The sequence below is a fragment of the Collinsella sp. AF11-11 genome, from assembly GCF_003465485.1.
In the GTDB taxonomy this organism is placed as follows: domain Bacteria; phylum Actinomycetota; class Coriobacteriia; order Coriobacteriales; family Coriobacteriaceae; genus Collinsella.
The window spans coordinates 183,523-204,571 of the sequence record NZ_QSAS01000002.1 but is presented as its reverse complement, the minus strand read 5'-3'; the positions used below and the strand labels follow the sequence as shown (position 1 = coordinate 204,571).

Sequence of the window (21,049 nt, the reverse complement as noted above, 5' to 3'; positions counted from 1 at the left end):
CTGTCGCAGGCGATCGCTAAACGTCTCTTGGGCCACAGGAACCTCCTTGCTGGCAAAGTTCAATTTATAGAACACGAATTGAACCATGGTTCAATTTAGCAAGCAGTATAACGCGGCACCTCATTCGAAAGTTCAATTTCATAAGAAAACGTACCGGACTCCGAGATTTGCCCAAAGCGGACAATGGCGTGTACGCGTTTAGAGGTATTCAAGGAATCGAGCGGCGGCAAGCGAAACGTCAGCCATGCGATATATCGCATTGATCTGCCGATGGGGATGTCCCTCGAGCGAACGCACGGCAACATCGAACTGACAGCGGCGCAAGATGAGCGCGGGAAGAATGCTCACGCCCAGGCCGTCCTCGACCATGGCCATAATCGCATAGTCATCCCAGGTCGACAGCTTGGAGCACACCGTCAGTCCCGCCCGACGGAACAGCGGCGTAATCTCGTCATCGGTGCCGCGTTCTAGCAGAATAAACTGCTCGTTGGCTAAATCGGCAAGAGAAACGACCTCCGCCGTGGCAAGCGAGGAGTCCGCTGGCACCACGGCCATCAACTCGTCTTGCACCAACGGTCGCGACGCCATGCCGGCGCCGCGTGGCTCGCGCGGAATAAAGCCCAGGTCACAGCGGCCTTCCGCCACCCATTGCTCAATCTCGGAGTAATCACCCATCAGCAGCTCGTAATCGACATCCGGATGATCGGCGCGAAAGCGCGCAATCACCGGCGGCAGTACATGGGTCGCCACACTCGAAAACGTACCGATACAGATCTTGCCACGCATGAGCCCTCGCATCTCGTCCACGCGTCGCTGCAGGCGGCCAAACTCTTCGCATAACGCCTCGACTGCCGGCATGACCTGCCGCCCGTCGGCAGAAAGCACCACGCCCTCGCGGCTGCGGTCGAGCACCTTAAAACCCCAGTCTGCCTCAAGGTCGCCCACCATGCGGCTCACGCCCGACTGCGAGTAGCTCAGCCGCTCTGCAGCACGCGTAAAGCTGCCGGCACGCACCGTCTCGAGCAGCACTTGCATCTTTTGGATATTGGTCTCCACAGCACGTCCCCACCCTTGCATGAGTTTTTGTTATGTTTTCCATGCATTATATTCGCTTTTCTTCTAAAGCCAGTTCACCCATAGTGAACATGTTCGGATATAGAGGGGATGGCAGCGCATGAACAACGGACTGTTTACGTATTTAGCAGCATTGTTGTTGTTTGGTTCTAACGGCATCATCGCCGCGGCTATCGCGCTGCCGAGCTCCGATATCGTGCTGCTGCGCACCTTTCTGGGAGCCTTCTCGCTTGTCACCATCCTCGCCATCACCCAACGCCATACGTTGCAAGCACCATCTCGCCCCCGAGAAGCCGCAGCCCTGATCCTTTCGGGAGCCGCACTGGGCGCCAGCTGGATTTTTCTGTTCCGCGCGTATCAGACGATAGGCGTCGGCGTATCCTCGCTGCTGTACTACTGCGGCCCCATCATCGTTATGGCGCTCTCCCCGCTCATCTTTGGCGAAAAGCTGACCGGCGGCAAAATCGCCGGCTTTATCGCCGTTGCTTGCGGTGCTTTTCTCATTGCAGCGCAAGGTCTAGGCGGCAATATGCCCATTGCGGGTATCGTCTGCGGCATCGCCTCGGCATTTTGCTATGCGCTGATGGTCATCGCTAGCAAGGGTGCACCACACATCGAAGGCCTCGAGAACTCCGCGCTCCAGGTGAGTGCCGCCTTTGTGACCGCGCTGGTCCTCACGCTCATCACGCAGGGCGCTCCCTCATTCCTGTCCGCCGGCGTCGCCGCCAGTATTGATTGGCGCGCCGTCGTCATGCTCGGCGTCGTCAACACCGGCATCGGTTGCCTACTCTACTTTAGTGCCGTCGCCAAGCTGCCCGTCCAGACCGTCGCGGTCGTTGGCTACCTCGAGCCGCTTTCGGCCGTCGTGTTCTCCGCCGTCCTTTTAGGCGAAGCCATAACACCGGTCCGCCTGATGGGCGCCGCACTTATCATCGGCGGCGCGATTTTTTGCGAACTCGCCGGCAAACGCGCAAACGCCAAGGCCGGTGTCGCCCAGGCGGCACGCGCTTAAGGGACATTTTCTCGGGGCGCATGCGGGATAAAGCCCAGGTCGCAGCGCCCCTGCACCTCACAGGAGACGCAGGGGCGCTTTGCATTGCAGTGAAGCTATCGGCTACGAGCGACGCGGCTCGGGAACCACGAGCCTATCGGGGCTCGCACCCTCGGCATCCATCAAGCTCACGTAGCGAATCGACGGGTCGTCGTAGGTCGCATAGTAATAATTGCCCGTGCGAGCGCTAAAGCATCCGGTGTAGATCGTCTTCTCGAACTTGCCATCGCCCATCTTGGACGCCCCCTCGATCATCGCCACGCCCTCGAGCGAGCGGAACATGCGGACGACGTTTTCGGCCTCGCTCTCCTTTTGCGGGTAATTGGCATTGAGATAGGCCGCCTTTACAAAACGGCTCGGCGAATAGCAGTCACCCGGAATACCGCGCATGCCGGCACCCGCACCATAAGGCTTAAGCTCGGCGCCACGCCACGTCGCCGTCTGCGGAAAATCGCTTGTGGCGGTGATATAGGTGCGTAGATTTTCCATATGCCACGGGAAGGTCGGCTGGTTGGCAAGGGTGTCGACCGGATCGTCGTATACGTGCAGGCCGTCAGCCATCATCTCGACCACGATGCTACGCTGCCTGTCGCCGATAATCCAATGGAGCAGCGACACGCCCAGCCCCTCTCCGGCAGATTTGGCGACAATCACCGTATCGTGCAACGCAGCCTCGACCTCGTCGACCGTCGAGAACGTCGCTGCCACCCACAGGGGAAACTCATAGGCCGCGATATTGGTCTTGCCGTCGACAGGGTCCTCGGCATACTTGGCATAACCCGGGAAATTGAGACCCGCCACGGCGAGGCCCGCATCGTTGCCGCAGTCGAAGAACATGGGGTAGTTCTTGTAATCGATGCACATGCCGATCACCGCGTGTGCCGCTGTCGCGTCGTCGATAAACGAATACGGAATGTGAAACCCGCGCGGCATCACGCGAACCTGTTGGCCGTAGTCAAAGCTCCAGTCGAGGTTACGGCCCAGATACATGTGGCCAGAATTATCGGTAAATCGAATGCTCGTGCACATAGCGCCTCCTAGCTCAATATTCTTACTAAGGTCATTGTCACCAAACAAAGGAGCGCTAAACAAAAAAGTCCGGACATGACAACAATGTCATACCCGGACTAAAAACGACGAGGTGCGGTGCTTTGGTCCCCTTAGACCAACTTTCCAAGACAGTGATCAATCATGTGCTGGATCATTTGCGCCTCAAAGCCTGCGTAATCGCGGCGGCACTCCTTCATCTTGCCGTCGACGATCTGGTCAAAGGCAACCTTGCACTTGATGTAGCGCGTGGACTTGGTGATCTCGTCGTGCGTCAGGCAGCTCTCCTCCATCTTGCTGGCGCCCAGGCCAAACACCAGACGAGGGTTGTAGAGCACGTGGGGCTCGCCGGCGTCGTCCAGGTAGACGCAGACCTTCTTGGTAACGCCGATCTGGTTGGCGGCAAGGCAGCCGGCATCGTCGAGCGACTTGATGGTATCGATCAGGTCCTGAGCAACCGACTCGTCCTCGACGGTCGCAACCTCGCAACGCTGGGACAGGATAGCCTCGTCGTGGCAGAGCTCTTTAATCATACGTTCCTCCATAGGGGTCGTTGTAACCGCTTAAGTATACGGTACCTACACATTTTCATGCGAATAATACCGTCCGTCTGCTACAAAGCGCCGAACTTCAACACGCGAGGAACATCAACCTTTCAAAGGCGATATAGTAGGTGAGTTCGTGTCAATCGGCCTAAACTCGGGGCCGAACAAGGAAAGGGTATGCATGGACGAACTATTTCACGTCAGTGAGCGCAAGTCCACAATCGGGACCGAACTTCGCGCTGGACTGACAACATTCCTGGCGATGGCCTACATCATCGCCGTCAACCCCGCAGTGCTCTCGGGCGCTGGCATCGATGCGGGAGCGCTCGCCTGCGCCACCTGCCTGGGCGCCGGCATCATGACCATCTGCATGGGCATCTTCGCCAACCGCCCGCTCGCCTGCGCGTCGGGCCTGGGCATCAACGCCATGATCGCGGGCATCACCACCACCATGTGCGGCGGTGACTGGCACGTTGCCATGAGCGTTATCTTCCTCGAAGGTATCGTCATCTTGCTGCTCGTCCTTTGCGGCCTGCGCGAGGCCATCATGGATGCCATCCCCGTGGTCCTGCGCCACGCCATCTCGGTGGGTCTGGGCCTGTTTATCGCCATGATCGGCCTGTGCGACGCCGGCATCATCACCGCTGGCGCCGGTACGCTCGTCGGCTTGGGCGACATCACCTCCCCCACCTTTATCGTCGGCATCATCTCCATCGTCGTGACGGTTGCCCTGGCTTCCCGCAACGTGCCGGGCTCGCTGCTCATCGGCATCATCGTTGCCGTTATCGCCGGTATCCCGCTGGGCGTCACCCATGCGCCCGAGGGCCTCATCGCACCGCTCGACTTCTCGACCTTTGGCGCCCCGTTTGCCAGCACCGCCGATGGCAACATGGCCATCGTGAAGGTTCTGACCGACCCGATGCTGCTCGTCGTTGCCTTCTCGCTGCTCATGAGTGACTTCTTCGACACCATGGGCACCGTGATGGCCGTCGCCAAGCAGGGCGAGTTCTTGACCGAGGACGGCAATGTCGAGGACATCCGTCCCATCCTGGTCGTCGACTCCGTGGCCGCTGCTGCCGGTGGCTTTATGGGCGTCTCCTCCATCACTACCTTCGTCGAGTCCACCTCTGGCGCTGCCGACGGTGGCCGCACGGGCCTCACCTCTGTCACCACCGGCGTGCTGTTCATTCTCGCCGCGTTCTTCTCCCCCATCGTCACCATCGTTTCCAGCGCCGCCACCTGCGGTGCTCTGGTCTACGTCGGTTACCTCATGATGAGCGAGGCCTCCGAGATCGACTGGTCCGACGTGTCGCAGGGTTTCCCGGCGTTCATGATTGTCGCCGGCGTGCCCTTCACTTACTCCATCTCTGCCGGCATTGGCCTGGGCTTTATCGCCTACGTGATCGTCGCGCTCTTTAAGGGCGAGGCCTCCAAGATCAAGCCGCTCATGTGGATCGCAGCCCTCGCCTTCCTCGTCTACTTCTTTGTAGCGTAGGCGCAAGATTCGCAATACCAAACAGCAAAGCGCGGAGTCGCATCGAGCGGCTCCGCGCTTTGCTTTTAAAGCCAGGCACCACACGGACGCGCGATGTATTGCTTCGCAAGTTTTGGACGTTTTGCTCTCCAAACGGCACTACCGGCGGCTACATCCTGCAGATATGCTGGATATAACCGCATAGGCCCTATGAGGATGGGAGTAACCATGGCCGTCTTGTTCACGACCCCCAAGCGCAATGACAAAACCTCTGGAGCCCATTTTGTCGAGCCCGACCTGCGCCGTTGCACGCTGCTCGCACACGGCAGCTGGCGCCGCGTGACGCGCCGCATCGTTGTAGGCGCCGTATGCGCGCTTACGGTAAGCTCGCTGCTCATGCCGAGCATCTCGCTCGCAGCCGAGTGGGTGGACGTTGGCGGCGTCCGCCACGAAGCGGCCGCGGGCCCCACGGGAGACGCCGCCGGTACCTGGTCATGGGATGGCGCCGATGACATGAAGCTCAACGGCTATAACGGCGGCGCGATCGAGGCAGCGGGCAAGCTCAACGTGAGCTACGAGGGCAACAACACCGTCACTAACGACGACGGCCGCGGCATCAAGGTTAAGGATGGCGCGAACGAGAACGCCGAGCTTAATATTCAGGGCGACGCGTCTAGCACGCTCAACGTGACATCTTCTCGTGACGCCATCACTTCCGTCGGCAACATCAACATCGACGGCGCTGGCACTGTCAACGCCACGAGCACCGAGCACGATGCCATCGATGCCGGGGGCGATGTCACCATCAAGAGCTCGGGAAACGTTAACGCCACGGGCGATTCGGATGGCATCAGGGCCGACGGCAACATCACGATCGACAACAGCGGAACCGTCACCGCCAAGGCCACCGAGGATCAGGGTATCGATGCTAACGAGAACCTCATCATAAAGGGCGGCGGCAAGGTAGAGGCAAGCTCTATCGAGGACAATGCGATTTGGGCCGACGGCAGTATCGAGATCTCGGGTGGCAGCCAGGTCAAGGCAAGCTCCGAGGAAGACGCCGCCATCGACGGTAAAAACAGCCTCACGGTCACGAACGCTTCCCTCAACGCAGGTGGCGTTGGGTATGGCATCTATGTCTACAAGGGCATCACGCTCGATGGCGCGACCGTGACGGTCCGCGCAAGCTCAGATGGCGGGGAAGTCAGCGCACTCTTCACCGATGAGGACGACATCGTCATCAAGAACGGCTCGACTGTGGATGCGCTCGCAGAAGGCAGGTTCTCGGTTGCAATCTCCACCAGTAATTTCTACTCCGGCGAAGCGGGTGGCCATATCTACATCAGCGACTCCGTTGTCAAGGCCATAGCCCGCTATGCCGAGACCGGCGGCGACGGCCCCGACCACTACAGTGGAGACCAAAACGACGAAATCATCCCTGAGTCCGAGGGCCTGAACATCGGCATCTTCGCGCAGACCGAGAAGGGCATCACGCCCGCGACCATCTCGATCGTCCGCAGCAAGGTCACGGCCGAGGGAGACACGGCGGCTATCTTCGCCCTTGCCATGAGCGCGGACGGCAAGGCGATCGGCACCATCGAAATCAAGGACGCCATCATCCAGACGCCTGCAGGCGGCAAAGTCATTGACTATCGCAACAAGGAAGAGCTCAGCGACGGCATCGTCTACGAGGCGGGGCAGACCATTGGCACGGGCGATGCCACGATTGACTCCCCCTATGACGCCGCTGTCGCCAAGAGCACGGTCATCGTGCCTCCCGAGGAGACCAAGCCCGAGGAAAAGCACGGCAAGACCAAGCCCGAGGGTTCCAAGTCCGAGGGCACGAAGACAACCAAGACCGTTGCAGTTGCAGCCAAGGGAGCCAAGACCGTCGGCAAGCTCGCGGCAACCGGCGACACCTCGAACGCAGCCATCGTGGCAGCCGCCCTTGCGGGAACAGCCGCCATCGCCGCAGGCGCCCTGGCGAGTCGCAAACGTTCGTAAACACTTTTTCGCACAGGACGGGTGGATCGCAGCCCTTGCCTTCCCCGTCTACTTCTTCGTAGCGTAAGGGCAAGGCTGCAAAAGCTGAACAATAAAGCGCGGAGTCGCCATGCGGCCCCGCGCTTTTCTTTTAGCGTCGGTCCCTGCGCCGGCGTGCGGCCTATTTCTCCCCCATTTTGGCCATTTTGCCCTCCAAACGGCACTACCGCCGGCAACATCCAGCAGATACGCTGAACCTAGCCGTATAGGCCCTATGAGAACGGGAGCAACCATGGCAGCCTTGTTCACGACCCCCAAACGCAATGACACTACCGCCGGAACCCATGTTGCCGAACCCGACGTTCGCCGTCGCATAGGACTCGCGCACGGCAGCTGGCGCCGCGTGACGCGCCGCATCGTCGTAGGCGCCGTGTGCGCGCTCACGGTGAGCTCGCTGCTCATGCCGAGCGTCTCGCTCGCGGCGGAATGGGTCAAGGTCGGCGAAACCAAATACAACGCCGGCACTGCGGCGGGCGACGAGACCGGCACCTGGTCGTGGGACGGCGCCGACGACTTGAAGCTCAACAACTATAACGGCGGCGAGATCCAGGCCGCAGGCAAGCTCAACGTGAATTACTCGGGAAACAACATCGTCACTGCCGACTGGATCGAAGGCATCAAGGCTTCTCATGGCAAGAATGAGAACGCCGAGCTCAATATCCAAGGCGACGCGGGCAGCACGCTCAGCGTGACATCTACTGAGGACGCTATCCTCTCCACGGGTAATATCAACATCGACGGAGCCGGATCCGTCAACGCCACGAGCGCTGGGTTTGATGCCATCGACGCCGAGGGCGATCTCGCTATCAAAGGTTCGGGCAACGTCAACGCCACGGGCGTATCGGATGGCATCAGGGCAAACGGCAATATCACGATTGACGACAGCGGGGCCGTCACCGCCAGGGCTACCAAGGACAAGGGTATCGGAACCGACAAGAACCTCACCATCAAGGGTGGCGGCACAGTCGAGGCAAGCTCAGCCGATGGTGAGGCCATTTGGAGCGGCGGCAACATCAATATCTCGGACGGCAGCCAGGTCAAGGCGAGCTCCGAGAAAGACGCCGCCGTCGAGGCCAAGGGCAGCCTCGCAGCCACAAACGCCTCCCTCAACGCAAACGGTGTTGAATATGGCGTCTATGCCCACAAGGGCATCACACTCGATCATGCAAACGTGACAGTCCGCGCAAGTAAAGGCAGATACGGTGACGCCATTGCCCTCTTCACCTACCAAGACGATATCGTCGTCAAGAACGGCTCCACCGTGGACGCGTTTGCGGAAGGCGAGGTTTCGGCTGCATTCTCCACCAGAAACGATCGACCCAACGAGGAGGGTGGCCACATCTACATCAGCGACTCCGTTGTCAAGGCCATAGCCCGCTATGTCGAGAACGGCGACGGCCCCATCCCCTACAGCGAAAACCAAGATGGTGAGACGAGCCCCGAGCCCCAAGGCGAGAACATCGGCATCATCGCCCAGACCAGCGAGGGCGTCACACCCGCAGTCATCTCGATCATCCGCAGCAAGGTAACGGCCGAAGGAGATACAGCGGCAATCTTTGCCCGTGCCATGAGCGCTGACGGCAAGACAATCGGCACCATCAAGATTGAGAACGCCGCCATCCAGACGCCCGAAGGCGGCAAGGTCATTGACTATCGCAAGCTCCGTGACGGCATCTACGAGGCAGGCCAAGCCATCGGCACGGGCGACGCTGTGATCGACTCCCCCTATAACGAAGCTGTCGCCAAGAGCATGGTCATCGCACCTCCCGAGGTAGCCAAGCCGGAAGACCCCAAGCCCGACGAGACCAAGCCCGCAGAAAGCAAGCCCGCGGAGTCCAAGCAGAACCCCAAGCCTGAGTGCTCAAAGCCGACCAAGGCCGTTGCGGCTTCAATCACGAAAGCCAAGACTACCGGCGTGCTCGCGGCAACCGGCGACACCTCGGGTGCGGCCATCGTGGCAACCGTCCTTGCGGGAACAGCCGCTATCGCCGCAGGCACCATGGCGAGCCGCAAGCGCTCTTAGACGCCTCTGCGCACATGGCAGCTCCCGCGAAGGCCCCGAGTCCCAGCACCGTTTAACAACGCCACCGCCGAGCTCCCCTCCGGCGGTGGCGTTTTCCATATGCGTCCGCAGGGTATGCACGAGATTGTCTTTGGTCTAGCCCAACCTGCATGAGCCGGCGTGCGACAATGGGGGCCGTCGATATCACAACGCCGAGAGAAGCCCGTCATGGAAGCGCATCAAAAGCAGATAACCGTTCATGCACAGCATGCCGAAAGCGCACCAGTCATCTATCTTCCCGTGGTCATGGGCGACGGCACGGAGGTTTATGAACGCTGCCGAGAGCTCAACTGCCCGCCCTTCACGCTTGTCGGCATTGGCAGCCTCAACTGGAATCGCGAGCTGAGCCCCTGGGTATGCGACGGTACCGTGCGCGATGCCGAGCCCTTTGGTGGACAGGCCGCTGGTTTTCTTGACGAGTTGTTGAAGCAGATAATCCCAGAGGCCGAATCATCGCTCCCGCAACCGCCCACCTGGCGCGGCGTTGCCGGCTACTCGTTGGCGGGTCTTTTTGCACTGTGGGCACTTTGGCAAACAGATGTCTTTGAGCGCGCGGCGAGTGCATCGGGGTCGCTGTGGTTCCCCGGCTTTATCGACTACGCGCGCGAGCGCACGATGACAGCTACGCCCGACGCCGTCTATCTGTCACTCGGCAAAAAGGAAACCAAGACGCCCAACCGCATGATGCGGCACGTACTCGACGATACGCGCGCGATGGAAGAGCTGTTTATCGAGCGTGACATTCCAACAACGCTGGAGCTCAACCCCGGCAATCACTTTACCCAAACTGACCTGCGCATGGCACGCGGCATCCACTGGATACTGACGCATTAAAAATGGCATCCACGCGTACATACGCATGGACGCCATTTTTAATTTGGCTGAACGCAGCTGCTATTCAGCAGTCTCCTCAAGCTCGGAAGTATCGAACTCAAAGTCGTTACCGGGCAGGATGGCGTTGAGCACAATGCCCACCAGCGAGCCCACGGCAAGGCCCGAAAGCGAAATCGTCACGCCGCCCAGCTCCAGCACGATGGCACCGGCGGTACTGTAGGCAATGCCGAGCGAAAGCACGAGCACCAGAGCCGCCACCAGCACGTTGCGGTTGTTCTGGAAATCAACCTGGTTCTCGATGAGGTTACGTACACCAACGGCGCTGATCATGCCGTAGAGCACGAGCGACACACCGCCGATAACGCATGCCGGCATGGCGGCAATCACCGCAGCAAACTTGGGGCAGAACGAAAGCACAATGGCGCAGCAGGCGGCAATGCGAATCACACGTGGGTCGAACACACGCGTCAAGGCAAGCACGCCGGTATTCTCGCCATACGTCGTATTGGCGGGGGCGCCAAAGAGCGATGCCAAGATGGTCGCCAGGCCATCGCCGAGCAGGGTACGGTGCAGACCGGGATCGGCAATGTAATTGCGTTCGCAGGTAGAGCCAATGGCGGAGATATCGCCGATATGCTCGATCATAGTTGCAAAGGCCAGCGGCATGATGGTGATGATGGCCGTCGTGGCAAGACCGCTATCGAACTGCGGTCCAAAGAGCGCAAACACGGTGTTGTCCCACACGACGGGCAAGCCAACCCAGGGGGCGGCTGCGACGCCAGAGAAGTCGACCTCGCCCAGCGCGGCCGCAACGGCATAGCTCACCACAACGCCCAGCAAAATCGGCACGATCTTGACCATGCCGCGCCCCCAAATATTGCAGATGACGATCACGGCCACAGCGACAACGGCAACAAGCCAATTGGTCTGGCAGTTGGCGATAGCAGAGCTTGCCAAGATCAGGCCGATGGAAATGACGATGGGACCGGTCACCACCGGCGGGAAGAAGCGCATGACGCGCTTGGCGCCAAAGGCGCGGAACAGCGTTGCCAGCACCGGATAGAGCAGGCCGGCGCAGGCAACGCCCAGACAAGCGTAGGGCAAAAGCTCGGCCTCGCCGTTGGGTGCAATGGCGACATAACCCGCGATAAAGGCAAACGACGAGCCCAGGAACGCGGGCACCTTACCGCGCGATAGAAAATGAAACAGCAGCGTGCCGATGCCGGCGAACAGAAGCGTCGCCGAAACGGAAAGGCCGGTGAGCACGGGCACGAGCACCGTGGCTCCGAACATCGCAAACATGTGTTGCAAACCCAACACAAACATGCGCGGGCGGCCGAGCGACGATGCATCGTAGATGGCATCGGTGACGGCGGGCGTCGAAGACTGGGACATGGAAGTCCTTTCGAATGGAAGGGCGATCAGGCATATCGGATAACCTGCCCGAACGATACGATCCGAACCATTGTACGCGATATGCAGTACCTCGCACGCGCCGCCACCTGCAAACGCTAGCGCTATTTCCAAACGCGCTCGGCAATACGCCTGACCAGCGCAATCTTTGCCCACTGCTCGTCCTCGGTCAGCTTATTGCCAATCTCGCAGCTGGCAAAGCCACACTGCGGAGACAGATACAGGTTCTCGAGCGGCACGTACTTTGCCGCCTCGCGGATGCGCTCGACGATAGCATCCTCGTTCTCGAGCTCTGCCGCCTTGGTGGTCACCAAGCCCAGCACGACCTTCTTGCCGGGAGCAACGTACTTGAGCGGCTCAAAACCACCGGCGCGGGGCGTGTCGAACTCCAGATAGAACGCGTCAACGTCCTCATGCGCAAACAGGTACGGCGCGATGGGGTCGTAGCCGCCCTCAAAAGCGTAGGTGGAGTGGTAGTTGCCGCGGCATACATGCGTGTTGATAACCAGATCGTCGGGCTTGCCCTCGATGGCGACATTGTTGAGCGCCACGCCCAGCTCGCTTACCTTTTGCAGGTCGACCGGGCTCATGCCGGTTTTGGCAACAAAATCGGTATCGCAGTAGATGCCCCAGGTGCAGTCATCAAACTGGATGTTGCGGCAGCCCGCGGCATACAGGTCAGCAATCACGGTGCGGTATGCTGCGGCAATGGCATCGACGAGCTCTTCGTCGGTCTTGTAGACGGCGTGCAGACTCTCCTGCTGGCCATCGCAGCGGTCGAGTGTGACTTCGGAGAACGTCTGGATCGGCGCCGGAATGGTCTGGCGCGCGACCTGGCCCTCTCCCTCGAGCGACTTGATAAATTTGAAGTGCTCGACGAACGGATGATTCTCGCCGCTAATGGGACCGGTTACCACGGCGGTGTCGGCGGTAGTCTCCTCATCGTGGAACATGTAGCCCGTGCGCGAGGCGCGGCGCTCAATGCCGTTGAGGCCCCACATAAAATCGAGGTGCCAGTAGCTGCGGCGGAACTCGCCATCGGTAATCACCTGCAGGCCGGCAGCCTTCTGCTTGGCCACTAAGTCGCGGATGGCCTCGTCCTCGACGGCCTTAAGGCCGGAAGCGTCGAGTTTACCCGCGACATAGGCGGCACGGGCGTCCTTTACAGCCTGCGGACGAAGAAAACTGCCGACGATATCGGCACGAAACGGCGCGTTCGGTTGAATCGAAGTGCTCATAGATATCTCCCTTTGCATTGGTTGCTTTACTGGGACAGAGTATGAGCGCTCATATGGACATCGTAAAATATATGTTTATAACAGTTTGATATAGATGCTTCCTATATCAGTTTGGACTGCCATAAAGAGATTTGACCCGTGCAGAACGCAGCAATCTAGATGTGCTGACGAATCGCTTCGATATAGGCCTGCCCGTAGCGCGTAAGTGTCGTGTTCTTGCGCGTGATGATGCCGATCTCCATGTACTCGTCTACATCGAGCGGAATGGAGATAATGCCGGGGCCGTTAAGTTCATGGCTGATCACGCCCGAACAAACCGTGTAACCGTTAAGGCCCATGGCCAGATTGAACAACGTCGCACGGTCGCGCACGCGGATATTCTTGCGACGCTCAAAGGTCGAGGTCAGTTCCTCGGAATAATAAAACGAGTTATAGCTGCCCTGCTCATAGGACAGGAACGGGTAGTCTTCCAGATCCTCGAGCGTCACGCTGGAGCGGTCCGCCAACGGATGGTCGGCGCAGACGAAGACATGCGGCGTGGCACAGAAGAGCCCTTCGAACACGAGCTCGTTGGCCGCCAGCATGCGCTCGATGACCTCGCGGTTGTGCTCGGACAGATATAGGATGCCCAGCTCGCTTTTCATGTGCGCGACATCCTCGATAATCTCGTGGGTCTGCTCCTCGCGTAGGGTAAAGTCGTAGCGCGCGGCATCGAACTCGCGGATTACATCGACAAACGCATTAACGGCAAAGGAATAATGCTGGCAGCTCACACTAAAGTGCGGCACCTGCTCGGACGTGCCTTTGTACTTGCCCTCGAGCAGGTCGGCCTGGTCGAGTACCTGGCGCGCATAGCCCAAGAAGGTCTCGCCCTCCTCGGACACAATGACGCCCTTGTTGGTGCGCTCAAAGATGTGCACACCCATCTCGTTTTCGAGATCGCGGATCGACGCGGTAATCGAAGGCTGCGACACAAAGAGCCGGCGCGAGGCCTCGGTGATGCTGCCGCATTCGGCAACTTTAACGACATATCTGAGCTGCTGGAGCTTCATGATGGCCTCCCTAGACGTCCGCGATACCCGAACCCGCCGCATCTGCCTGACGCATAAACGACGGCATCTCCCCCGTCGCGGCGCAGGCGGCAATCTGATGCAGCGCTGCGGCAACCGCATCGTCTGCCGCAGCGCCGATATGCCAGCGTGCGGCAACCGTGACGGCCTCGTTGGCATTGGCGACCGCAACGGAGTTGGGAACGGCATCGATCATGGGCAGGTCGTTATCGGAATCGCCAAATACGGCCACCTCGTCGGGCGTTAGGCCCAAAGCGCGCGCCAGCTCCAGCGCAGCGCAGCCCTTGTCCCAACCAGCCGGAAGGATGTCGAACAGGCGCACACGGTTGTTGGGAAACACAAGCGAGAGCTCCGGCACCTCGGCGGCAACGCGCTCGCGTAGCTCCGCGAGCTCCTCACGCGAACGGGCGCTCCAGATATTCGCCTTGAACACCGGCGCATCATCGACGACAGGGCGGCACGGGGCCTCTTCGCCCTTGAGCCACGCATTGCCGCCCGATTCCATAGCGCGACGCACACGCTCGGCATCACGTGTCACGCAATAGGCATCGTTATCCCAAAAGTCATCACCTAAGCTGTAGACCTTCAGATAGGTATCGTCGGTTTCTTCTTCCAGATAGGCGGCTAAACGCATTAGTGCGTCGCTATCGGTCGCACGCGAGGCGACCGCCTCGCCGTCGACAAACATGACCTGGCCGTTACAGAATGCGCCGGTCGAATAGCACTCGGAACGATTTTTAAACATCCAGCCCATCGCAGACGGCTGACGACCCGAAACCGGACCAAAGTGCAGACCCGCCGCCTGCATGGCATGAATGCCCTCGATGGCATAGTCGCTGGCGCCGTCATGCCCGGCCGGAATCAGCGTATCGTCCATATCGGTCAGCACAAGTTTGATCATAAGGCCCCCTCGGTCATTCTTTATCCCGTCTATTGTACCGACCTGCCAAAAAGGGACAGGTTTATTTTGGCAGGTTTTATCTGGGGAAACGCAAAGCCCCAGTTGTTACCTGCCAAAATAAACCTGTCCCTTTTTGGCAGGTGCGCTAGTATAGGGTCAACAGATTCGATGCGGGAGTGCCGGCGGTGCAAACCACAAGGCTGAGAGGGCATGGGGCCCAATCCTTTGAACCTGTCAGTTAATGCTGGCGTAGGGAGCATGCCGCCTTTTTAGGGGCGCTGTCTATGCACAGCGCCCCTTTTCTATGCCAAGGAGGCATGTGCAGTGATCGATTCGAAACAGCTTAAGCAAAATGTGGTCAAGGCCGTGGGGGAGATTCGCGCCACCAATCCGATGGCAGGCTCCATCACCAACACGGTGACGATTGACTTTGTCGCCAACGCACAGCTCGCCGTGGGCGGATCGGCCGCCATGGTCTATCTGCCCGACGAGGGCGAGGCACTCGTTGCCGGCGGCGGCGCCATCTATCTCAATATGGGTACGCTCTTCCCCATCTACGAGCAGACGATTCCCCGCACGGCCAAGGCGGCACACGACGCCGGCAAGCCCTGGGTGCTCGATCCGGTGGGCCTGGGCATCGGCAGCCTGCGCACCCAGCTGGTAGGCGAACTCAAGCAGTACAAGCCCGCCATCGTGCGCGGCAACGCCTCCGAGATCATCGCACTCGCCGGCCTGTGGGGCCTTGAGGGCGAGGCGGCCGACCTGAGCCGCGTACGCGGTGTCGATACCACCGACACGGTAGACGCTGCCCGCGATGCCGCCGTGGCGCTCGCCCGCTACACCGGCGGCGCCGTTGTGGTCTCGGGCGAAGTCGACCTGATTACCGACGGCACAACCGTGGCCAAGTCCCACGGCGGCAGCCCGCTCATGTCCAAGATCACCGGTTGCGGCTGCTCGCAGGGCGGCGTGCTGGCCGTGTATGCCTGCGCCGCCGATCCGTTTACGGCAGCCGTCTGCGGTGCCGCCGTCTACAACGTTGCCGGCACGCGTGCCGCCGCTGTCGCCGATGCCCCGGCAAGCTTTAAGGTCACCTTTATCGACGAGCTCTACCGCGCGACCGCCCAGGACATTGCCGATAACCGACTCGAGCTCGAGGAGGCATAAGCCATGTCCGAGCCCGCAACCGATGCCGGCATGAACACACTCGTCGCCGTAGCCATCGCCCCGTGCGGCACCGGCGACGAGCTGTCCGCCGAGGTCGCCGAGGTCGTGCGCGTCATTCGCGAGAGCGGCCTTCCCAACCGCACCACCTCGATGTTCACCGAGATCGAGGGTGACTGGGACGAAGTCATGCAGGTCGTGCGCGACGCAACCTTTGTGTTGGCGAGCAAGGGCATCCGCACCGAAGTCGTGCTCAAGGCCGATATTCGACCCGGATTTACCGACACCATGACTGGCAAGCTCGAGCGCATGGAAGCGCAGATCAAAAAGCAGGAGGAAGCACAGTGAGCATCCGCGACAACCTTGATATCTCGGCCTATCTGGTACTCGGCCCCGAAAACACCCTCGGACGCCCCGTGGGCGATGTGGTGGCCCAGGCGCTCGACGCCGGCTTTACCTGCATTCAGGTGCGTTCCAAGGTGGCAAGCGCCCGCGAGATCATCGCACTGACGGGCGATGCCGCGCAGGCCATCGCTCAGGCCGGCAAAACCGGGCAGGTCGCGCTGCTGATCGACGACCGCCTTGACTGCGTACTTGCCGCACGCGAGCAGGGCATTGCCGTCGATGGCGTGCACGTAGGCCAGAGCGACATTCCCGTCGAGGTCTGCCGCAAGCTGCTGGGCCCCGATGCCATTGTGGGCCTTTCGGCCCGTTGCGAGGAGATGCTCGAGTACGTCAAGACCGCCGACATGAGCCTGGTCGACTACCTGGGCATCGGCCCGCTCCACGAGACCGAGACCAAGCGCGACTGCGGACGCGCGGCCGACGGCTCTATCATCACCAAGAGCTTTGAGGACCTTGCCGCACTCCACGCGGCAAGCCCCGTGCCCATCGTGGTGGGCGGCGGCGTTAAGACGGCCGACTTGCCGCAGCTTAAGGCCACCGGCGTCGACGGCTTCTTTGTGGTAAGCGCCGTCTGCAGCGCCGACGACCCCCATGCCGCAGCCAAGGAGCTTGTCGACACCTGGCAGCAGGCATAGGCATAGGCCGAACAGCTGATTCGCAGCCTCATATCTTCAGCAATGAAAAGCGCATCCCAGTTTGGGCCTCCATTCCGGGATGCGCTTTCCGTATGCGACCCTTACCCCGCCAGATACGCTTCCAACGCCGGCAAAGTCGCCTCTGCATCGTGGCGGCCAATCTGATAGATACGCTCAAGCTCATCGGGCTCGCGGCACAGCGACGGCACCTTTACCGATTCGCTCGGCCGCACCACAAAGACCTCGCCGGCAGCCTCGCGACGTGCCAGGTCATCAAGCGTGGCATTGTAGGCCTCATGCCGATGCTCAAGCGCCGCCACAAACTCCGGGTAGTGACGGAACACGCGCCGCAGCATGGGCATCACGCTGTTGGGCTGCTTCACAAAGCCCGCCGGCTGCGTGAGTACCACAATATTGCGGTCATACCCCTGCGCAAACAGCCAAGCACTGGGAATGGAATCGGCCACGCCGCCATCCAGATATTTATGCCCCTCAATGGCGACAGGACGCGTTGCCACGGGAATAGCAGACGACGCCCGAATCCACTCGATATCGCGCTCGTCGCCATACGGCAGATCGTGATAGACGGCCTTGCCCGTCTCGATATCGGTACACACGCACGTAAACCGCATGGGGCAGGCACGATATGTCTCCAGGTCGATGGGATCGCGCTCGATGGGCACCTCGTGATAGGCAAAATCTGCATTGAACATATCGCCGGTTCGCAGCCAGCTTGCTACACCCGCATAGCGCTTATCGGCGCAATAGGCCTTGTTGTAGCGAATGGCACGACCAATCTGGCGCGATTTAAAGTTGTAGCCAAACGCCGCGCCCGCCGAGACGCCCACCATATGGTCACAGGTCAGGCCGCACTCCATCCATACGTCGAGCACGCCCGCCGTATACATACCGCGGTAGCCGCCTCCCTCGAGCGCAAGCCCCGCCGTGGGCGTCGTATCTGGCTGTGCCATGCGACCATCTCCATCCCCGCAAATTTAAACGGAACAAGTATACCCGTCAACATATACCGCCCCAGTCGCATTTTCATCGAACATCGCATCGTCGCGCTACCGTTTGTCGAATAATAGCCGCCCACAGCATGTGCACCCCTATATAATTTTGTGCTGTTGTTTACATTACTCAGTAATTATCAGCAGCGAACACGAGCCGACAAATTGACCCAGCGGCGCAACAAGGCGGGAGCATGGATACACGCAAAGCGTTGAGCGACAACGCGTGTGCACAACGAGCTCGCCCGACGCAATCCGCCCCGACCCCAGAAAGCCGCCTACAGCATGGATACCCCCAGCAATTACACTGAAACGCTCGAAAAGACCGTCCGCGACCTTCTCAAGCGTCAGGAGGATCTGGTCAGGACCGCCTTTACCGACCAGCTTACCGGGCTTGGCAACCGCGGCGGCTTTGCCCGTTCCCTCGAGGAGCTCTGGGAGCAGGACACCCCCGTTACCATGGCGTACATCGATATCGACAATCTCAAGCACTGCAACGACGTCTTTGGCCATGACGAGGGCAACCGCTATATTTTGCAGGTAAGCCTCTATCTCAAGCTGTATATGAAGGTGGACGAGGCGGCATTTCGTCTGGGGGGCGACGAGTTCGCCATCCTATCTACGATTGCGACCGAGGACGACCTTGCCGAACGTCTGGAACACTGCCGAACGGTACTGCTCGAAAACAACGCTTCCAAGATGCCTCACTCGTTTAGCTACGGAGTGGCACACGCCGACCCCGCCCTGGGCGAAGCCCCCAATCGCTTGACGAACGATGCCGACCATCGCATGTACGACTACAAGCTACGTCATGCCGTGCACCTTGATCGACGCAATATCGCACAAGCCCACACCGACGACTTCGAAATAAGCGATCGCATTTTCGACGCCCTTTCGATGCTCAACGAAGGCCGATATTTCTTTATCGAGAACTTGGACAAACATCGAACCCTTTGGTCACAAGGCGCCTTGCGCGATCTTGGCCTTCCTTCGGAGCATATAGACAACTGCCACGATTACTGGAAAACGCGTGTCCATCCCGATGACCTTGAGGCCTATACCAACGACATCGACCAAATCTATGACGGCTCCAAACATCGCCACGTCATGCAGTACCGCGTGCGCAATGCCGCCGGCGACTACATCCTCGGCCGTGCTCGCGGGTTTCGTATCGACGGCGACGGAAATGTCCCCTCGCTCTATGTCGGCGAGCTCGTCAACCACTCGCTTGCCGAGACCGTCGACGCCGCCACGGGTCTCGGAACGCAGCGCACGCTGATCAACGCTATCGATGCCTGCCGTCGCGACCGTTGCGAGACGGGGCTTATAGCAGTGCGCGTTCGCGGCACGGCCAAGCTCAACGAGCTCTACGGGGCCGAGGCCGTCGACAACATGCTCGCCGAATACGCAGGCCGCATGCTGTCGATTACTCGCGGCAGGAGTCGCGTCTTCCGCTCACGCAACGCCCAGTTCGTCGTGCTTAGCAACAATTTGGATCACGAAGCATTCGAGCAACTGATCCAACATCTCAAAGAGGCCGTTTTCGCTCCCGTTCGAATCGCGGACGACACCATTACCCCCGTCTGTCTTGTCGTTCCGGCCTTTTACGAGCACCTGACCAATCAAACGGCCGCCGTTTTAGGCGAACTCGACCGTCGCATTCGCACGGCCGGCGGGCTTGTTCCCAACGACAGCCTCCCCATACCCGAGGTGGAGCGCAAAAGCGCCATCGCCGAACGCATCGATCCGCTCACGGGTCTCTATCGACCCAGCGAGTTTATGCGCCGCGCCAACGAATTTCTCGAGACAAGGCGCAACGGCGCCTGGTGTATCGCCACCGTCGATATGGGACACATGCGACTGTTCAACGAATGGCACGGACAGGCCGAGGGCGACCGCATGCTCGCCGATGTGGGCACGGTCCTCAAAGACATCGAGAATGCCGACATGGGCGTCGCAGGGTACTGGGGCCAAGACGACTTTTGCATACTCATCCCCTTTGAACACGACACCGTCCATCAGATCTATAGCCGCGTTCGCCAGGCCGTGGCCAAGTATGATGACGGCGTGGGATTCTGGCCGTCCATGGGCGTCTACCCCATCGACTCCAACGAGAAAATCACCATCGATGCGCAGGCCAAGGCCATGTTTACCAATCGGCGCGCAAAAAACGACTTTAAGGAGCGTATTGCCATTTTCCGCCCCGAGGAGTACGAGCGCGAAATCGCGTTCCACCGCATGCTGACCGAATTCCAATATGCGCTCTCCAACGGCCGTATTACCTACTACCTGCAGCCCCAGGTCGACATGGAAACCGGCGAGATCATTGGCGCCGAAGCGCTCACGCGCTGGATCGACAAGGATGGCTCCCTCATTTCGCCCGCCACCTTTATCCCCACTCTCGAGGAAAGCGGTTTTGTGGTGACGCTCGACAAATACGTTTGGCAGGGCGTTGCCTTGTGGCTGCGCGAGCGCATCAATCGGGGGCTTCGCGTGGTTCCGATCTCGCTTAATGTGTCGCGCGTGGATATCCTTGCCTGCGACGTTGCCGAGCATATGGGGGCGCTCGCCGCCCAATACAACCTGCCGCCCGAGCTCATGCGCATCGAGATTACCGAGACAGCTTATACGGGAGAGTCCGAGGCCGTGAATAAACTAACGGCCGACCTGCACACCCGCGGCTTCTCGACCTATATGGACGATTTTGGCACCGGCCAGTCCACGCTCGCGATGCTCAAGAACGTCAACGTCGACGTCATCAAGCTCGATCGCACGTTTGTACCCGCCGACGGCGATCAAGGCCGTAGCGCGCAAATCGTTTCATCAATGCTCGAGATGGCGCAGTCGCTCCATCTGCCCGTTGTGATCGAAGGCGTCGAGACCGATGAGCAGGCGAACGTGCTGCGCCAAATGGGCGCCCGCTACGCTCAGGGCTTTCTCTACTACCGCCCCATGCCGGCAAAGGATTTTGAGGCGTTACTCGATGGTGGCGACAACAACTAATACGCTCGTGCGCAAACGCCACCGTCGAGGGAGCGTTTGTTCCCATGAGCTAACTAATACCCCAATCTAAACCGAATTGGGAG

The 21,049-nt window shown here is 59.9% G+C and carries 17 protein-coding genes and 1 riboswitch; of the genes, 9 read left to right on the top strand and 8 right to left on the bottom strand.

The genetic code is table 11. From position 1 onward, the window contains the following. Nucleotides 1–198: 198 nt before the first annotated feature. Nucleotides 199–1,056: a LysR family transcriptional regulator gene (locus DWV58_RS02360; RefSeq protein ID WP_233540481.1), complete on the bottom strand. Its 858-nt coding sequence runs from the start codon at nucleotides 1,054–1,056 to the stop codon at nucleotides 199–201. A gap of 118 nt (nucleotides 1,057–1,174) precedes the next feature. On the opposite strand from DWV58_RS02360, the gene DWV58_RS02355 reads away from it, so the two are divergent. Beyond that, complete coding sequence (locus DWV58_RS02355; protein WP_117582874.1) at nucleotides 1,175–2,086, top strand: DMT family transporter; 912 nt, start codon at nucleotides 1,175–1,177, stop codon at nucleotides 2,084–2,086. Between the two features lie 102 nt (nucleotides 2,087–2,188). Here the strand turns inward: DWV58_RS02355 and bsh are convergent, their stop codons facing one another. Together bsh and DWV58_RS02345 are read right to left on the bottom strand one after the other, a co-directional pair. Further along, complete coding sequence (gene bsh, locus DWV58_RS02350) at nucleotides 2,189–3,154, bottom strand: choloylglycine hydrolase (RefSeq protein ID WP_117582873.1); 966 nt, start codon at nucleotides 3,152–3,154, stop codon at nucleotides 2,189–2,191. A gap of 131 nt (nucleotides 3,155–3,285) precedes the next feature. Then, nucleotides 3,286–3,705, bottom strand: a complete 420-nt coding sequence (locus DWV58_RS02345) for a peptide deformylase (protein WP_117582872.1) — start codon at nucleotides 3,703–3,705, stop codon at nucleotides 3,286–3,288. 193 nt (nucleotides 3,706–3,898) lie between these two features. Between DWV58_RS02345 and DWV58_RS02340 the strand changes: the two genes are divergently transcribed. The 4 genes from DWV58_RS02340 (at nucleotide 3,899) to DWV58_RS02325 (ending at nucleotide 10,130) form a co-directional block, all read left to right on the top strand. Beyond that, nucleotides 3,899–5,212 carry an NCS2 family permease gene (locus DWV58_RS02340; protein ID WP_117776049.1) on the top strand — a complete coding sequence of 438 codons (1,314 nt, stop codon included), beginning with the start codon at nucleotides 3,899–3,901 and terminating at the stop codon, nucleotides 5,210–5,212. Nucleotides 5,213–5,419: 207 nt separating this feature from the next. After that, complete coding sequence (locus DWV58_RS02335) at nucleotides 5,420–7,195, top strand: carbohydrate-binding domain-containing protein (protein WP_158564506.1); 1,776 nt, start codon at nucleotides 5,420–5,422, stop codon at nucleotides 7,193–7,195. 271 nt (nucleotides 7,196–7,466) lie between these two features. Beyond that, nucleotides 7,467–9,257, top strand: a complete 1,791-nt coding sequence (locus tag DWV58_RS02330; RefSeq protein ID WP_158558693.1) for a carbohydrate-binding domain-containing protein — start codon at nucleotides 7,467–7,469, stop codon at nucleotides 9,255–9,257. A gap of 207 nt (nucleotides 9,258–9,464) precedes the next feature. Then, the gene (locus tag DWV58_RS02325) at nucleotides 9,465–10,130 is read left to right on the top strand and encodes an alpha/beta hydrolase (protein WP_117776047.1); all 666 of its coding nucleotides are present in this window, start codon (nucleotides 9,465–9,467) and stop codon (nucleotides 10,128–10,130) included. A 60-nt stretch (nucleotides 10,131–10,190) separates the two neighbouring features. Here the strand turns inward: DWV58_RS02325 and DWV58_RS02320 are convergent, their stop codons facing one another. From DWV58_RS02320 to DWV58_RS02305, 4 genes are all read right to left on the bottom strand, one after another. After that, entirely contained in the window at nucleotides 10,191–11,525 is a 1,335-nt protein-coding gene (locus tag DWV58_RS02320) for a uracil-xanthine permease family protein (RefSeq protein ID WP_117776046.1), read from the bottom strand. 122 nt (nucleotides 11,526–11,647) lie between these two features. Further along, nucleotides 11,648–12,781, bottom strand: a complete 1,134-nt coding sequence (locus DWV58_RS02315) for a 5-methyltetrahydropteroyltriglutamate--homocysteine S-methyltransferase (RefSeq protein WP_233504005.1) — start codon at nucleotides 12,779–12,781, stop codon at nucleotides 11,648–11,650. Between the two features lie 155 nt (nucleotides 12,782–12,936). After that, entirely contained in the window at nucleotides 12,937–13,833 is an 897-nt protein-coding gene (locus DWV58_RS02310; RefSeq protein ID WP_117776044.1) for a LysR family transcriptional regulator, read from the bottom strand. Between the two features lie 10 nt (nucleotides 13,834–13,843). Next, the gene (locus DWV58_RS02305) at nucleotides 13,844–14,752 is read right to left on the bottom strand and encodes an HAD-IIB family hydrolase (RefSeq protein WP_117776043.1); all 909 of its coding nucleotides are present in this window, start codon (nucleotides 14,750–14,752) and stop codon (nucleotides 13,844–13,846) included. Nucleotides 14,753–14,914: 162 nt separating this feature from the next. Continuing rightward, nucleotides 14,915–15,025, top strand: a riboswitch (TPP riboswitch). 51 nt (nucleotides 15,026–15,076) lie between these two features. On the opposite strand from DWV58_RS02305, the gene thiM reads away from it, so the two are divergent. Genes thiM through DWV58_RS02290 form a run of 3 tightly spaced genes read left to right on the top strand, consistent with a single transcriptional unit; the run spans nucleotide 15,077 to nucleotide 16,953 of the window. After that, nucleotides 15,077–15,916 (top strand): hydroxyethylthiazole kinase, encoded by an 840-nt coding sequence (thiM, locus tag DWV58_RS02300; protein WP_117776042.1) that lies wholly within the window; start codon nucleotides 15,077–15,079, stop codon nucleotides 15,914–15,916. A 3-nt stretch (nucleotides 15,917–15,919) separates the two neighbouring features. After that, on the top strand, nucleotides 15,920–16,261 hold the full coding sequence (locus tag DWV58_RS02295; protein ID WP_233540480.1) for a thiamine-binding protein: 342 nt from the start codon (nucleotides 15,920–15,922) through the stop codon (nucleotides 16,259–16,261). Then, the gene (locus DWV58_RS02290) at nucleotides 16,258–16,953 is read left to right on the top strand and encodes a thiamine phosphate synthase (protein ID WP_022093951.1); all 696 of its coding nucleotides are present in this window, start codon (nucleotides 16,258–16,260) and stop codon (nucleotides 16,951–16,953) included. The genes DWV58_RS02295 and DWV58_RS02290 overlap by 4 nt, the downstream gene beginning before the upstream one ends. 101 nt (nucleotides 16,954–17,054) lie before the next feature. On the opposite strand, the gene DWV58_RS02285 is transcribed toward DWV58_RS02290, so the two are convergent. After that, nucleotides 17,055–17,924 (bottom strand): patatin family protein, encoded by an 870-nt coding sequence (locus tag DWV58_RS02285; RefSeq protein ID WP_117776041.1) that lies wholly within the window; start codon nucleotides 17,922–17,924, stop codon nucleotides 17,055–17,057. A gap of 324 nt (nucleotides 17,925–18,248) precedes the next feature. Here DWV58_RS02285 and DWV58_RS02280 point away from each other — a divergent pair, with 324 nt between their 5' ends. Continuing rightward, nucleotides 18,249–20,966, top strand: coding sequence for an EAL domain-containing protein (locus DWV58_RS02280; protein WP_117776040.1), 2,718 nt, complete (start codon nucleotides 18,249–18,251; stop codon nucleotides 20,964–20,966). The last annotated feature ends 83 nt before the right edge of the window (nucleotides 20,967–21,049 follow it).

Coding starts and splice junctions, on each gene's coding strand:
- DWV58_RS02295 (WP_233540480.1), top strand. CDS start 15,920: ATGTCCGAGCCCGCAACCGATGCCGGCATGAACACACTCGTCGCCGTA.
- bsh (WP_117582873.1), bottom strand. CDS start 3,154: ATGTGCACGAGCATTCGATTTACCGATAATTCTGGCCACATGTATCTG.
- DWV58_RS02340 (WP_117776049.1), top strand. CDS start 3,899: ATGGACGAACTATTTCACGTCAGTGAGCGCAAGTCCACAATCGGGACC.
- DWV58_RS02325 (WP_117776047.1), top strand. CDS start 9,465: ATGGAAGCGCATCAAAAGCAGATAACCGTTCATGCACAGCATGCCGAA.
- DWV58_RS02280 (WP_117776040.1), top strand. CDS start 18,249: ATGGATACCCCCAGCAATTACACTGAAACGCTCGAAAAGACCGTCCGC.
- DWV58_RS02345 (WP_117582872.1), bottom strand. CDS start 3,705: ATGATTAAAGAGCTCTGCCACGACGAGGCTATCCTGTCCCAGCGTTGC.
- DWV58_RS02355 (WP_117582874.1), top strand. CDS start 1,175: ATGAACAACGGACTGTTTACGTATTTAGCAGCATTGTTGTTGTTTGGT.
- DWV58_RS02330 (WP_158558693.1), top strand. CDS start 7,467: ATGGCAGCCTTGTTCACGACCCCCAAACGCAATGACACTACCGCCGGA.
- DWV58_RS02285 (WP_117776041.1), bottom strand. CDS start 17,924: ATGGCACAGCCAGATACGACGCCCACGGCGGGGCTTGCGCTCGAGGGA.
- DWV58_RS02310 (WP_117776044.1), bottom strand. CDS start 13,833: ATGAAGCTCCAGCAGCTCAGATATGTCGTTAAAGTTGCCGAATGCGGC.
- DWV58_RS02335 (WP_158564506.1), top strand. CDS start 5,420: ATGGCCGTCTTGTTCACGACCCCCAAGCGCAATGACAAAACCTCTGGA.
- DWV58_RS02305 (WP_117776043.1), bottom strand. CDS start 14,752: ATGATCAAACTTGTGCTGACCGATATGGACGATACGCTGATTCCGGCC.
- DWV58_RS02315 (WP_233504005.1), bottom strand. CDS start 12,781: ATGAGCACTTCGATTCAACCGAACGCGCCGTTTCGTGCCGATATCGTC.
- DWV58_RS02320 (WP_117776046.1), bottom strand. CDS start 11,525: ATGTCCCAGTCTTCGACGCCCGCCGTCACCGATGCCATCTACGATGCA.